9 protein-coding genes are annotated in these 13,990 nt (G+C 70.1%); 6 read left to right on the forward strand and 3 right to left on the reverse strand.

Features of this window, described 5'->3' with window-relative positions; all coding sequences use genetic code 11:
• Positions 1–9: 9 nt before the first annotated feature.
• From pglW to pglX, 5 genes are all read left to right on the forward strand, one after another.
• The gene (gene pglW, locus LIV37_RS18840) at positions 10–4,437 is read left to right on the forward strand and encodes a BREX system serine/threonine kinase PglW (RefSeq protein WP_020868701.1); all 4,428 of its coding nucleotides are present in this window, start codon (positions 10–12) and stop codon (positions 4,435–4,437) included.
• Between the two features lie 41 nt (positions 4,438–4,478).
• Positions 4,479–4,988 carry a hypothetical protein gene (locus LIV37_RS18845; protein WP_148717831.1) on the forward strand — a complete coding sequence of 170 codons (510 nt, stop codon included), beginning with the start codon at positions 4,479–4,481 and terminating at the stop codon, positions 4,986–4,988.
• Positions 4,985–6,382 (forward strand): KGGVGR-motif variant AAA ATPase, encoded by a 1,398-nt coding sequence (locus tag LIV37_RS18850; RefSeq protein ID WP_020868703.1) that lies wholly within the window; start codon positions 4,985–4,987, stop codon positions 6,380–6,382. Before LIV37_RS18845 ends, LIV37_RS18850 begins: the two co-directional genes overlap by 4 nt.
• Entirely contained in the window at positions 6,379–7,866 is a 1,488-nt protein-coding gene (locus tag LIV37_RS18855; protein WP_020868704.1) for a hypothetical protein, read from the forward strand. The genes LIV37_RS18850 and LIV37_RS18855 overlap by 4 nt, the downstream gene beginning before the upstream one ends.
• Before the next feature lie 96 nt (positions 7,867–7,962).
• On the forward strand, positions 7,963–11,805 hold the full coding sequence (gene pglX / locus LIV37_RS18860) for a BREX-2 system adenine-specific DNA-methyltransferase PglX (protein WP_020868705.1): 3,843 nt from the start codon (positions 7,963–7,965) through the stop codon (positions 11,803–11,805).
• Positions 11,806–11,961: 156 nt separating this feature from the next.
• Here the strand turns inward: pglX and LIV37_RS18865 are convergent, their stop codons facing one another.
• From LIV37_RS18865 to LIV37_RS18875, 3 genes are read right to left on the reverse strand one after another with little or no spacing between them, the layout of a single operon-like run.
• Positions 11,962–12,183 carry a hypothetical protein gene (locus LIV37_RS18865; protein WP_020868706.1) on the reverse strand — a complete coding sequence of 74 codons (222 nt, stop codon included), beginning with the start codon at positions 12,181–12,183 and terminating at the stop codon, positions 11,962–11,964.
• Entirely contained in the window at positions 12,180–12,497 is a 318-nt protein-coding gene (locus tag LIV37_RS18870) for a hypothetical protein (protein WP_020868707.1), read from the reverse strand. The genes LIV37_RS18865 and LIV37_RS18870 overlap by 4 nt, the downstream gene beginning before the upstream one ends.
• Positions 12,494–12,718 carry a hypothetical protein gene (locus tag LIV37_RS18875; RefSeq protein WP_148717830.1) on the reverse strand — a complete coding sequence of 75 codons (225 nt, stop codon included), beginning with the start codon at positions 12,716–12,718 and terminating at the stop codon, positions 12,494–12,496. The genes LIV37_RS18870 and LIV37_RS18875 overlap by 4 nt, the downstream gene beginning before the upstream one ends.
• Positions 12,719–13,014: 296 nt before the next feature.
• Here LIV37_RS18875 and LIV37_RS18880 point away from each other — a divergent pair, with 296 nt between their 5' ends.
• Positions 13,015–13,989 carry a helix-turn-helix domain-containing protein gene (locus LIV37_RS18880; RefSeq protein WP_121824767.1) on the forward strand — a complete coding sequence of 325 codons (975 nt, stop codon included), beginning with the start codon at positions 13,015–13,017 and terminating at the stop codon, positions 13,987–13,989.
• Position 13,990 lies beyond the last annotated feature (1 nt).

The following is a 13,990-nucleotide window of genomic DNA, read 5'->3' on the forward strand; positions in this document are numbered from 1 at the left end:
GGACTCCACGTGACGCCGACCGCCGCCAAGCCCGGTCCCTCGGCGCGTCGCGAGCACTGGTTCCAGCCGCGCCGGTCCGGTTTCCGGTGGGAGCAGGAGGGGCTTGAGCACGTACGGCAGCTGATGCCGAACGCCGAGCCGTATCGGGCGTGGGCGACATTCCGGTTCACCGGTGTCACGGGCCGGGTCAACGAGTGTGATCTGCTGATCGCCGTGCCCGGCGGCGTCTACCTGCTGGAGCTCAAGGGGCACCCCGGCCGGGTGGTGAACCACGGGGACACCTGGCAGTTCCACGGTGACCGGGTGCGGACGCTGCGCAACCCTCTGCACCTCACCGACCTCAAGGCCAAGGAGCTCAAGGCACAGTTGGAGCGTGCCGCGCACGCGGCGGGGGTCCCCGAGGCGAAGATCCCCTACATCAAGCCCGCGGTCTTCCTGCACGACACCGACCTGGTGAGCGAGCTGGACGAGTTCCAGCGCGCGTCGGTGTACGGACGCAGCGGCGGTACGAGCGGTCTGCCCGGCATCTGGGACGGTCTGCTCGGGCTGCCGCCGGAGCGGGAGAGCTGGCGGGTCACCCCGCAGGACAGCCAGCGGCTCGAAATGCTGATGAAGCGTATCGGGATCAGCCACTCCACCAGCCACCTGCGCTTCGGGGACGACTGGCGGCTCGCGCCACGCGCGCTGGACGCGGGCCCCGGCTGGGAGGACCGGCTCGCCGTACGCGACGACGGCCTGGTCAAGGAGAGCGGCAGGGTCCGGATCTATCTGTCGGGCCAGGCGGCGTCGGCGGAGCAGCGTGGCCGGGTGGACCGGGCGGCCCTGCGCGAGTACCAGGTGCTCCAGGGCATCAACCACCGCGGCATCGTCCAGGCCGTCCAGATCCGCGAGCACCAGGGCGGCCCGGCGATCCTCTTCCGGCACCGGGAGTCGGACCTGCGGCTCGACGCGTACCTGGACGCGTACGGCGACCGGCTCACGCCCGCCGTACGCCTGGACCTGGTGCGCCAGCTCGCCGAGGCCGTCCGCTACGCCCACAACCGATCGCTGTACCACCGGGCGCTGTCGGCGCGCTCGGTGTACGTGTCCGCACGTGAGGACGACACGGAACCGGTGCTGCGGATCGCCGACTGGCAGACCGCCGCCAGGGACTTCGGCACCACCTCGCACCTCAGCCTCGGGCAGACACCGCTCGATTCCGGACTGGTGGCCGACATCGCCCAGGTGTACCTCGCCCCGGAGGCCGCCAGGGAGTTCGCCGATCCGGTGGACCTCGACGTCTTCGGTACGGGATCCGTCTCTTATCTGCTGCTCACCGGTAAGCCGCCCGCCGACGCGCGGGGTGTTCTGGTGGACCGGCTCGCCGCGGAGGGCGGGCTCCATCCGTCCGCGGCGTCCGACAGCGTCTCCGCGGCGCTGGACGACCTGGTCTTCCGGGCCACCGCCTCCGACGTGCAGAACAGGCTGTCGTCCGCCGAAGAGTTCCTGCGACTGCTCGACGCGGCCGAGGCGGACGATGCCGCGGCCCGGCGCGGGGCCGTCAAGGTCGAGGACCCGCTCACGGCCAAGGCCGGCTGCCGCGTCGACGCCGAGTGGGAAGTGGTACGGGTCCTCGGCACCGGCGCGACCGCCCGCGCTCTGCTGGTGCGCCGCGTCGAGGACGGGGTCCCGGACCCGTCGTCCCTGCGGGTGTTCAAGGTGGGGCTCGACCGGGAGAAGGACAGGCGGCTCCACGCGGAGGCGAGGGCGCTGCGCGAGGTGGGCGGCAACCGCGTCGTGAAGCTGTTCGCGCCCCCGCGTGAACTCGTCGGCCACACCGTCCTGGAGATCGAGTACGCGGGCGGGTTCCGGCCGGCTGGGGACCGGGAGCCGGTCAGTCTCGGGTCGCGGCTGCGCGGCGAGGGCCGACTGGGATACACCCAGCTGGAGCGGTTCGGCAACGATCTCTTCGAGGCCCTGGACAGCCTGGCCGCCCGTGGGGTGCGACACCGCGACATCAAGCCGGACAATCTGGGGCTGTTCAAGCGCAGTGACGGCTCCTGGCAGCTGATGCTGTTCGACTTCTCCCTGGCCGACGCCTCCGACCAGGACCTCCACGCGGGCACCCGGGGCTATCTCGACCCCTTCCTGGGCGGCAGCCGCCGCGCCCGCTACGACGACCACGCGGAGTGGTACGCGGCGGCGGTCACGCTGCACGAGATGGCCTCGGGCGAGCGGCCGGTATGGGGTGACGGCCAGGGCGATCCACTGACCGTCCCCCAGGCGGAGCTCTATGTGGCCCGCGAACTGTTCGAGCCCGCGCTGGCGGAGGGGCTGACCGAGTTCTTCGCGAAGGCCCTGCATCGTGATGTCGAGCAGCGCTTCGACAGCCTCCGTCAGATGCAGGAGTCCTGGCGCCAGGTCTTCCGCCGGGCGGACTCGACGCGCCCACCCACCACCCCCGCAACGGTCGACACACAGGCGGCGGACGTCGAGGATGCCCGTGAGCAGGCCGCCGCCGCCGCGGATCTCACGACCCCCCTGCACGCCGCGGGACTGTCACCGCGGGCGGTCTCGGTGGCCGCCGGTCTCGGTGCCGAGACGGTGGGCCGGCTCCTGGGTGTCCCGCCGCACACCATCTCCCGTGCACGAGGCGCGGGCAACGTCATCCGCAAGGAGCTCAACCGGCGCCACCGCCAGTGGACCCGGCAACTCCGCGGGCGCGCCACAGCTGAGCAGCCCGTACGGGTGGCTGCCGACACGCCCGTCGAGACCACGGAGTCCATCGGAACACTCGCGTCCCTGCTGGTCCCGGCCGAGGCCGGACCCGGCGCCCACCCCCGGCGCGACATCGTCCTGGCGACGCTGGGCCTGTCGGACGTCGAGCAGTCCGGTGAACTGCCGCCGTGGCCCGACCAGTCGGCGATCGCCAGGGCCCTCGGCGTCAGCCAGTCGGCCGTCTCGGAGAATCTGAGCGCCGCGATCGAGCGGTGGGCGGCGCTTTCGTGGCTGGAGAAGGTCCGGGACGAGCTGGTGACCATACTGTCCGAGCAGGGCAGGGTCATGACGGCGCAGGAACTCGCCACCGAACTGCGGGTACGCCACAGGCCGCTCGATGAGGGCGGTACGGAGGGCCGGTCCGGGCTTCAGACGCAGGCCCTGGCCGTCGTGCGGGCGGCCGCCGAAGTCGAGGCCCGCCGCGACGATGCCGCCGCCGCGGGAAAGGGCGACGAGGACGGCGCCTCCCGTTTCACCTTGTTGCGGCGCGGCAGCACGGTGCTGCTGGCCTTGGTGGATCTACCGGGCAGTGACGATCCGACTCCCGCGGAGCTCGCCGAGTACGCGACCCTCCTCGGCCGGGCCGCCGAGGAGGTGACGGCCCGCGATCCGCTGCCCGGCGGGGGCGCCGTCCTGCGGGAGCTGCGGGCGGTGCCCGCCCCGGAGGGCACGGCCCCACTGGCCGACACCCGCCTGCTGACGTTGGGCGCCGCGATGGCGGACGGAGTCGGCGTCACGCCGCGTTTCGAGCTGTTCCCCCTGAACCTCGGCCTCGACCGGGCGCTGCGGATCTCGCAGGCCGCGGCCGGGGTGCGTCCCGGTATCGGGATCGGTGCCGAGGAACTGCTGAGCCGGGTCAGGTCCCGCTTCCCCGGCCTTGCCACGCTCGCGGGCGTCACCTACGTGGAGTGGGAGGAAGCCCTGACCGCGGCGCACTTCCCGCTGGAGTACGACCGGGACAGCCGACGCTTCTACCCGCCCGCGCGGGACGCCGAGCAGAGCCGCCCGGCCCACACCGGCTCGGTGCTGACAAGCACCGGCGCGCTGTACGAGGCCGCGCAGGGCCAGCTGGCTGAGGGCCGCGACCCGGGCCACGTGGTGGAGGTACGGCTTCAGGAGGCGGTACGCCGGGGCGGGTTTCTCGCCCTGACCGTGCCGGGCGCCCAGCTGCCCGATACGGCCGGACGCCTCGCCGCCCGGTTCGATGTGCTGCCGGTCGATGTGGACGAGCTGTTCCTGGCCGCCCTGCGTGCCCTGGCCGACGAACAGCGGGTGAGGTGGGGGGCCCTGCTCAAGGCGGACGCCAAGTTCACCACCACTGGCCGCATCGGGCCCGCGCTGGCGTCCTACACCCGGCTCGCCGCCGAGCGCGTCACCGCCCGCTGCACGACGCTCGCCGAGCAGGCGGGCCCGCGCAGGGTGCTCCTCGCCCACCGTGCCTCCCTGGTGGCCCGGTACTGGGAGGCGGGCGGCCGCGAGTTGCTGGTGTCCCTCCAGGAGGCGGCACGCCGCCCGGCCGGCGTGCCGCACGGTCTGTGGCTGCTGGTTCCCATGGACGACCCGCAGGCCACCCCGGCGCTGGACGGCCGCACGGTGGACGTGGTGGACCGGGTGAGCGAATGGGTGGTCTTGGAGGGGCTGTTCATGAAGGGGCTGACGAAGCTCCAGGAGGCGAGCTGACGGCTGACGCGGGATCAGCCGAAGACCCTATGATCTGGGTCGTGGGGGACGACGAGGAAAGCAAGAAGGCGAAGACGGATTACGCCTGCGCGGGGGAACGGCACTACGAGGACGCCGCCTATCTCCACGGCGATGGAAGGCTGTTGAACGCGGACCATCTGTTCGGGCTCGCGGTGGAGTGCCTGATGAAGGGGCTGCTGAAGCGGTTCGCCGGGCCGCACGGGGTGTCCATGCGGAACAGCGGGGGCTCCGACGACGACCGGCTCTGGTGGGACGACCCCGACGCCAAGAACCAGAACAAGAAGCGGAAGGCTCTGGGGCATATAAACCAGATGCGCCAGGCCCTCCCCTTGCTGCTCGACGGACGTCCCGGCCCCGCTCTGACCCAAGTCCTGACAAGGGTCTCCGCGGACTTCGAGAAGTGGATCGTCGACGACCGCTACACCGACGGAACCCACCTCGACCGGGCGCTCCTGTCCCGCCGTCAGGAGGCGGCGACACTCGCCCACGAGCTGCATCTGCACGTCCAATTCACCGGAAAGCTGCCATGACCCTCTACGACGCACCGGTCCGCTTCGACGAGGCGCGCCCGGCCGCCGTCGCCCTCGCCTGCGAGGTCGCCGCGGCGGGCTTCGACGTCCTCCTCGTCAGGGATGTGGTCGGCAGGTTCTCCTTGGTGGTGGACGACGGCGAGAGGGACGACGGGGCGAGCGCCGAACAGGCCGAACGCTGGCGGGAGTCGTTGACCCGCCGGCTGGGCCGCTACAGCGGCGAACGTCCGCTCGTGCTGACCTCGGTCACCCGCCTGCCGAAGACCCTGACGGCTTCGCCTCGCACCCTGGAGGTCGTGGCGGCCACCGGCACGGCGGGCGCGGTCCGGCTCCTCGACAACACCGTCGTCGGTGAGGAGTGGTCCCACGTCACCGCTCCCTCCACCGACGAGAACGGCGGGGCATCCCGCCCCCGCCGTACGGCCCTGTACGGGTTCAAGGGCGGCGTGGGCCGCACGACGGCGGCCGCGGTTCTCGCCCGCCGGCTCGCCGACGAGGGGCTGATCGTGCTGGTCCTGGATCTCGACCTGGAGTCGCCCGGCGTGGGCCCGCTCCTGCTCGGGGACCGCGATCTGTGCACCCACGGTGTCGTGGACCACCTGGTGGAGTCGGCGCTCGGCAACGCGGACGGCCTGGAGATCGTGGTCCGCTCCGGGTACACCCCGCGCAACCGGGGCGAGCTGTGGATCGCGCCGGCGCGCGGCGCGGGCACCGAGGGCATCCCCAACGCGTACGTGGACAAGCTGAACCGGGTGTACGCCGACACGGAGGGCGCCCGTTTCTCCGACCGCCTGGCCGCCACGGTCCGTGCCTGCGAGGAGGCGGTGGAACGGAGCGACAGCGGCCGTCTGCCCGATGTGGTGCTGCTCGACAGCCGGGCGGGCATCCACGACGTGGCGGCCGTGACCATCTCCCATCTGTGCGACTACGCGCTGCTGTTCGGCGCGGACAACGACCAGACGTGGTCAGGCTACCGTGACCTGTTCGAGGCGTGGGCGGCGTCCGGGCAGGCCCCGGCGATCCGGCAGAAGCTGCGCATGGTGGCGTCAATGGTCCCGGACTCGGTGCACTACTCGAAGGACACCCACCTTCAGTCCTTCCGCCAGAACGCCCTTATGACGTTCAGCGTCCTCTACGACTCGCTCGCGCCGGACGAGGTCGCCGGAGCCACGGAGGGCTCCTGGGACCTGGACGACGACGACGCGCCCCACTCCCCGATCCCGATCCTGTTCGAGCCGGGTTTGGTCGGGATGAACGTGCCCCGCTCCCCGGACTGGCAGGAGCGTGCCTTCGTCGAGGCCGCGTACCGTGACTTCCTGGACACGGCCGTCCCGCTGATCCTGGCGGGCCCGGCCGAGGATTCCGGCACCGAGTCCGAGGACGACCGCCCATGACCGAGCCGCTGACCTCCGACGAGTACCGCGACCTGCTGTCGCGCGCGCTGGAGGGCACCGTGGACGCGGACACCCGGCCCCCCGAGCCGCACACCCTGTACATGCCGGACGCGCACCGCGCCGCGCTGTACGTGGACAGCACCGTGGTCCAGGGCGACCGTGGGGTGGGCAAGACGTTCTGGGCGCGCTCCCTCCTCGACGCCGACCTGCGCGCGGCGGCGGCCCTCGAGTACCGCATCAACCGGCTGAACCGGCTGCGCGTCACACCCGGCTACGGCATGGATATCGTGCCGCACTACCCGGGCCCGCTCGCCCTGCCCGCCCTGCTCACCGGCGGCGCGCTCCCGGAGGAGATCTGGCAGGCCGTCCTGCTCACCGCCCTGGCACAGCCCGAGCTGCGGGCGACGGAGGACTGGGCCGAGCGCGTCGCCTGGGTGCGCGCCAACGCCGGACCGGCCGAGACCACCCTCGCGCGGGTGGACGCGGAGGCCGCCGCCGAGGACACGGTGCACCTGCTGGTCTTCGACGGCCTGGAGCATCTGCACAGCGACTGGGACACCCGCAACCGTATGATCGCCGAGCTGCTCCGCCTGGCGATGCGGATGCGGTTCGGCACCCGCAACATCCGCCTGAAGGTGTTCCTGCGCCCCGACATGTTCGACGCGGCCAAGCAGCTCTTCCCCGACGCGTCGAAGCTGTCCGGGAACGCGGCCCACCTGGAATGGACGCGCGCCGACCTGTACGGCCTCCTCTTCCACCACCTGGGCAACGAGGACGACGAGGCGGCCGAGCGGTTCCGCCGCTTCACCGGCGGCTGGCAGCTCGCCGAGGCCGGCACAGCGGTGCGGTACGCGGCCCCGCCCGGCCTGCGCAACGACGAGAAGGCCCAGCAGCGGCTGTTCGAGCGCGTCGCCGACCCCTTCATGGGCACGAACGTCCGCCGGGGCCGCCCCTACGCCTGGCTGCCCAACCACCTGATGGACAGCAACGGCCGGATCAGCCCGCGCAGCTTCCTCAAGGCCCTCGACGTGGCCGCCGAGACGACGCGCGCCTCCTACCCCTCGCACGGCCGCGCGCTGCACCACGACGCCATCCGGAGCGGGGTCCGCGAGGCGTCCGCGGTGCGTGTGGTCCAGATCTGCGAGGACGTCCCGTGGGTCGAGCGGGCCATAACGCCGCTCGCGGGCTGCCAGGTCCCCCTCGCCCAGGGAAAGATCATCAACATCTGGAAGAACCGCGACCTCCCGCAGCTGCTGCGGGAGGACACGGCCCGCTACGCCCAGGCCGACCGCCCCGAACTGGTCCGCACCGGCCCTCGCCACCCCGACGACCTGCCGCGTCTGGTCCAGGAGCTGATCGACCTCGGCGTGCTGCGCCGCCGCGACCACAACGTCGACGAGTACTCCCTCCTCGACCTGCCCGACATCTACCGCCTCGCCTTCGGCCTGGGCCGCCTCGGCGGGATTCCGCTCGCCAAGCGGTAAGTCCTGGTGGGCCCGCCGTACCGTCCGGGCTGGCAGGATGGACGGACCGGCGCGAGAGCGACACGCCGCAGATCCCGAAGCGAAGGAATGACCCCGGTGCCCTCCCAGGATGCCCGTACGACCGCGGAAGCGACGGACACGCCGGTCGCCGCGTCACTGGACCACGACGCGCTGCTCAAGGACCTCCAGAAGCAGGTCGCGGCCCTGGAGGCGGACCTGCGTGAGCGCGCCCACGGTGACAGCGAGCAGACCGCGGCCCTGAAGGCCGAGTACGAGCGGGCCCTCCTGTCCGACCGCACCTCCGTCATGTACGAATCATGGCTGGAGGAGCGGGTGGTGCAGATCGCCGCCGCCTGGGTCCTCGCCTGCGTCTTCGTCCGCTTCTGCGAGGACAACGGCCTGGTCCCCGACGCCCGCCTCTCCGGCCCCGGTGAGCGGCTCGCCGAGGCGCAGGACAACCACGACGCGTTCTTCCGCGAGCGTCCCGAGCTCAACGACCGCGACTGGCTCAAGGAGTCCTTCCACGCGCTCGGCCGCGAGCACGAGATCGCCGAGGGCCTCTTCGACCCCGCCCACAATCCGCTGTGGGAACTCGACCCCTCCTACGGTGCCGCGTCCCGCCTGCTCTCCTTCTGGCGCGAGCGCGGCCCCGACGGCCGCATCCGCCACGACTTCACCGACCCGGACCTCGGCACCCGCTTCCTGGGCGATCTCTACCAGCACCTGTCCGAGCACGCCCGGAAGACGTACGCGCTGCTCCAGACCCCCGAGTTCGTCGAGGAGTTCATCCTCGACCTCACCCTGGACCCGGCCCTGGAGGAGTTCGACCTGAACCCGGCGTGGAAACACGTTCCCGAGGGCTGGCGGGGCGAGACGTCGGAGGAGATCGACGAGAACGGCGACCTCACCACCGTCGTCCGCGGCCTGCGCTGCATCGACCCCGCCTGCGGCTCCGGCCACTTCCTCCTCGGCCTCTTCCGCCGGGTCCTCGCCGCCTGGCGCGAGGCCGAGCCCGGCACGGAGAACTGGACGCTGGTGCGCCGCGCCCTGGAGTCCGTCCACGGCGCCGACAAGAACCCCTTCGCCGTCTCCATCGCCCGCTTCCGCCTGCTGGTCGACATGCTCAAGGAGTGCGGGGTCGACCGTCTCTCCGCGGCTCCGTCGATGCCGATCCGTATCGCGGTGGCCGACTCCCTGCTGCACGGGCGGGAGGCGGGGCGCGAGACCGACCCGACGTTCGACGACGTCGAGCGGGGCGAGACGTTCACGTACCGCACCGAGGATGTGGCGCAGTACGTGAAGGAGGCCGACCTGCTGGGGCGCGGCTCGTATCACGTGGTCGTGGCGAACCCGCCGTACATCACGGTCAAGGACAAGGCGGAGAACGAGAACTACCGCAAGATCTACTGGGCGTGCTCCGGGAAGTACGCCCTGTCCGTTCCGTTCGCCCAGCGAATCTTCGAACTGGCGGTCCGGGCGAGCGGTGACCAGCGGAACGGGGGCTTCACCGGGCAGATCACGGCGAACTCCTTCATGAAGCGGGAGTTTGGGGCGACGCTCATCGAGTCGTTCTTCCACGGAAGCCGCTACAAGGACCCGCAGACGCGACGCTGGCGGGACGCTCCGGGTGTCGAGCTGACGCATGTGCTGGACACGTCGGGGGCGTTCATCCCGGGGCACGGTACGCCGACGGTGATTCTGGTGGGTCGGAACCACGGGCCCCGGCAGTCGCTGCCTATTCGGGCGGTGCTGGGGGTTCGAGGGGAGCCGAGCCAGCCGGAGGACCCGGCTCGGGGGGAGGTGTGGCAGGCGATCGTCTCGCAGTGGCGGAAGCCGGGGGTGGGTTCTGAAGAGTGGGTGAGCGTTGAGGATGTGGAGCGGCAGCGGTTTGCTGGGCATCCTTGGTCGCTGAGTGGCGGTGGGGCGGGCGACCTGCTGAAGAGAGTCGAAGGCGCGACAGAAATGCGCCTGAGCGATGTCGCTGACTCTTTGGGAATTACATGCTTCACGCTTGAGGACGACTTGTATCTCATGCCCAAGCGCGCTGCCACGACTGCCGGAATCCCTGACCAATGGACGCGCCCCATGGTCACCGGCGACCTGCTGCGCGACTGGAGCGGCGGGGACTACGAGGTTGCGCTGTTCCCGTACTCCTCGTCGTTCGCGCCAATTGACGTGGAAGGCGTCGCGCCTCTGTACCGGCTCATGTGGCCCGCTCGAACGACCATCGCGAACAACATCCTGTTCGGCCGTAAGACCAAGGTCGAAGGCGGCCTGAAGTGGTCCGAGTACGGACGGCTGACGTCGAACAAGCTACGGACGCCGTTGTCGATCGCATATGGCGAGGTCGGGACGCACAACCACTTTGTATTGGACCGGGGCGGGAAGGTGTTCAAGCAGACCGCGCCGGTGATCAAGCTGCCCGAGACCGCGAGCGAGGAGCAGCACCTTGAGTTGCTCGGGATGCTGAACTCGTCGACTGGCGGCTTCTGGATGAAGCAGGTCGCCCAGCAGAAGGGGGGCGCGGACAACAACAGCGGCGGCGGCAACCGGTGGGCCTTCGAGGCTTGGGAACGCTTCTACCAGTTCAACTCCACCAGACTCCAGCAGTTCCCCGTCCCCAGGGAGTTCCCCCTCCCCCTCACCCGCCAACTCGACACCCTCGCCCAGGAGCTGGCCGCCCACGAGCCCACCGCCCTCACCGCCTCCTCCGCCACGCCGCCCACCCGCGAAGCCCTCGAAGTGGCCGAGGCCGAGCAGGAGCGAATCCGCGCCCGCATGATCCTGCTCCAAGAGGAACTGGACTGGACCGTGTACGGGCTGTACGGGCTGCTCACGCCCGCCGAGGTCGCGCGCACCACCCTCCCCGGTGATCCAGCCGACCTCACCGACACCTATGTGCCCAAACTTCAGCTTGGTCAGCGTGCGTTCGAGATCGCGCTCGCTCGCAGCGGTGCCAACACCGCGTGGTTCGAGCGCCACGGTTCCGCCCCGGTCACCGAGATCCCCTCCTCACCCGGCTGGCCCGAGTCCTACCGCCGGATCGTTCAGGCTCGGCTCGATCTCATCGCCGACAACAAGGACATCCGCCTGATCGAGCGGCCCGAGTTCAAGCGCCGCTGGTCCACCAAGCCCTGGAAGGACAGGGAGGCCACCGCCCTGCGGTCCTGGCTGCTGGACGCCATGGAGCGCGAGGAGTTGTGGTTCGAGGAGCGCGATGGGATCGACTCCCCGCGCCCGCTCACGATCTTCCAGCTCGCCGACGCCCTCCGCCACGACAGCGACGTACAGGACGTCGCCGCGCTCTACGCCGACCGTCACCTCGGCAAGCGAGACGTCCCGCTGTCCACCGTCCTGGCCTCCGTCGTCGAGTCCGAGCACGTCCCGTACCTCGCCGCCCTCCGCTACAAGGAGGCCGGCCTGCGCAAGCGCGCCCAGTGGGAGCAGGTCTGGGAGGAGCAGCGCGAGGAGGACAAGGACGGCAAGCGGGGTGACATCAAGGTCCCGCCGAAGTACACGTCCGCCGACTTCGTCAAACACAGCTACTGGTCGAACCGGGGCAAGCTGGACGTCCCCAAGGAGCGGTTCGTCTCCTACCCCGGCGCCTCCCCCGACAACGACCCCTCCCTCCTCATCGGCTGGGCGGGCTGGAACCACCGCCACCAGGCCGAGGCTGTCGTCAACCTCCTCAACGACCGCCTGAACGTCGACGGCTGGCGCAAGGAGGACCCCCGCTTCGTCCCGCTCCTCGCCGGGCTCGCGGAAATCATGCCGTGGGTGAAGCAGTGGTACGACGAGTACGACGACGAGTGGGAGGGCAACCCCGCCGAGGACTTCAACAGCGCCCTCGTCGCCGGCATGTACGGCCGTCAACTCTCCCTGGACGACCTCGCCGCCTGGCGCCCGGAGAAGACGAAGCGGGGCCGGGCGGGCAAGTAGCTCCGGCCGACTCCGTACAGGTCCCCGCCTCTGAGCCGTTGGAGTTCGGCGGTTGTCGGGGGTGGCCCCGGTCGCCTGCCACGAGGGAGCACGGCGACCGGGACCGGGGGGCCGTCCGCCCGGCCCCACGGGGCAGGCACGGGGCGGACGGCCGTCTCAGGTCCGCCTGAAGCGGTGGGCATCGTTCTCGTCGCGGTGGCGGGGGCACTGGCACGGTGGCCACGCCTGCCCCAGCGCGTAAGCGTCGGCGCTGTCCTTGCCGACCAGGACGGCCACCACCGCACGGCGTGCGGTCACGATCCCGTCGCGTGCCATGGTGTAGACGCGCATCGTCATACGGGGCGGTTCGCCTCCGCCCCGCGCCTTGTCGGCGATCACCGGGGCTCCCCCTCGACCGGGGCATAAAGCTGAAGCACGCTGCGCAGACTCCGCTTCACCGCGCCCAAGTGGTAGACCAGCTCTTCCGGCGCGGCGATGGCCAGGTCGAGGGATTCCGCCCCCGCGAGGGTCTGTCCGGCCACGATCACCACGGCCCGCTCAAGGCCGTCGCGGGTGGGCTTTCCGGCCGCGATACATGCCGGGCACAGGCCCGGACGCGGGTCGGCGGGGTGACGGGGCCTGAAGGTGCCGGGGGCGGCGCACAGGGCACAGCCGGGGGCCGGGGCGGGCGCGGCATGGCCGTTGGTCGTCACCGGATCACCACCATGCCGTGTGGGGCACAGAGCAATTCCACCCGGGGGACGCTCTTCGACCGCTGGTGCCGCCGCCGCTCATCGGCCACCACGGAGGGGCGCACCAGCGCGGGCAGTTCGCTGCCCAGCGGCAGGAAGGGAATGGTGTGCAGTTCGCGGGTCGGGGAGTCGTTGTACGGGTGCGGGGGCACCGGTCGGTGGTTGACGGTCGAGGAGTCCACGGCCCCCACCACGGGCCGGGAAGGTCCCGGGTACGGGGTGGGGCAACCTGGGACGGCACGGTGACGGCCGGACGGCCGTAAGGCCAGAACTGCCCTCGCCCATGCGAACAACCACCCGATAGTGTTGCTCATGTTCATCAGCTCCTTTACAGCTGGTGGGCCATGCCCCCGGGCCGCTCGCAGCGCGGTTGCGGGGGTCTTGTCATCCTTGCCGGGATCTTGGGCAGTTGGCCCGCATTGAGTGTTGACTAGAGTTGTTAGTCATCAGGCCCAGTTGGCATGGAGCGGGGCGACGCATGACCGATAGAACGTTCGCTGAAGCGGCAGCGCAAGCACTGCACGAGCGAGGCATAAGTCTGCGCGCGGCTGCCCGTGCGATGAACTATGACCCTGCTTACCTGTCACGAACCCTCACCGGAAAACAGCTGCCGTCGGCGCAACTCGCTAAATCCATCGACAGGTTGGTCGGTGCCGAGGGGAAGCTAGTCGCACTCGCCGCTGCCACCAACGAGGAAAGCGTCGCACGCGTGGCGAGATCCATGAAGAACCCGTCACGCATAGACGCAGGAACGGTTAAGGTATTTACTGATTGCTTGTGGGCCCAAAGGAAATTGGAAGACGTCATCGGACCGCGATCAGTACTTCCCGCAATGCGCGGACAAATTGGCACGATCAGAGAGCTGGCACGAAACGCGAGAGGAAAACACCGCGACGCCTTCCTTGCCACCGCTGCCGAGTGGATGCAATACACAGGATGGCTCCATGCCGCGGTTCGCAGGGATGAGCGCGCGATTGATCTCCTTTCGCGGGCAGAGGAAATTGCCGATGAGGCAGGCGACCCTGTAACTGCCGCTATCGCGGTCAGCTTTAAGGGGTATGTGGCTCGCCAGCAGGGCAGGAGTCGGGGCGTCGTGCGGAACGCCATGGCCGCACTGCACACCCCAGGATCGCATCCCGCTCAGCGCTGCTTTGATCTGCTCCAGGCGGCCCAAGGGCACTCCTCAATGAATGAAAAGAAGGAAGCACTTGGCCTGCTGGAGGATGCAACTACGCTCATCCAGAAGGAAATTGAACCGCCTCGCTCCCTTTACTGGTACAAGCCGCCGTTCTTTCAAATGAACATCGGCATGGTTTATTGGGAGCTAGGCGAAAATCAGATGGCTGCCGACTTCCTTTCATCTGGATTGGGTGATCTTCCAGAAGATCAACAGGGGGCCGAATGGACTCACGAGTATCGCGAAGTACTGAGCCATGCCGAGCGAGGGCGCTGAG

It is taken from the genome of Streptomyces rapamycinicus NRRL 5491 (genome assembly GCF_024298965.1).
GTDB classification, from domain to species: Bacteria; Actinomycetota; Actinomycetes; order Streptomycetales; family Streptomycetaceae; genus Streptomyces; species Streptomyces rapamycinicus.

What these genes read in the sequence shown, in the direction of transcription:
- LIV37_RS18855 (WP_020868704.1), top strand. Translation starts at nt 6,379, where the DNA reads ATGACCGAGCCGCTGACCTCCGACGAGTACCGCGACCTGCTGTCGCGC.
- LIV37_RS18850 (WP_020868703.1), top strand. Translation starts at nt 4,985, where the DNA reads ATGACCCTCTACGACGCACCGGTCCGCTTCGACGAGGCGCGCCCGGCC.
- LIV37_RS18880 (WP_121824767.1), top strand. Translation starts at nt 13,015, where the DNA reads ATGACCGATAGAACGTTCGCTGAAGCGGCAGCGCAAGCACTGCACGAG.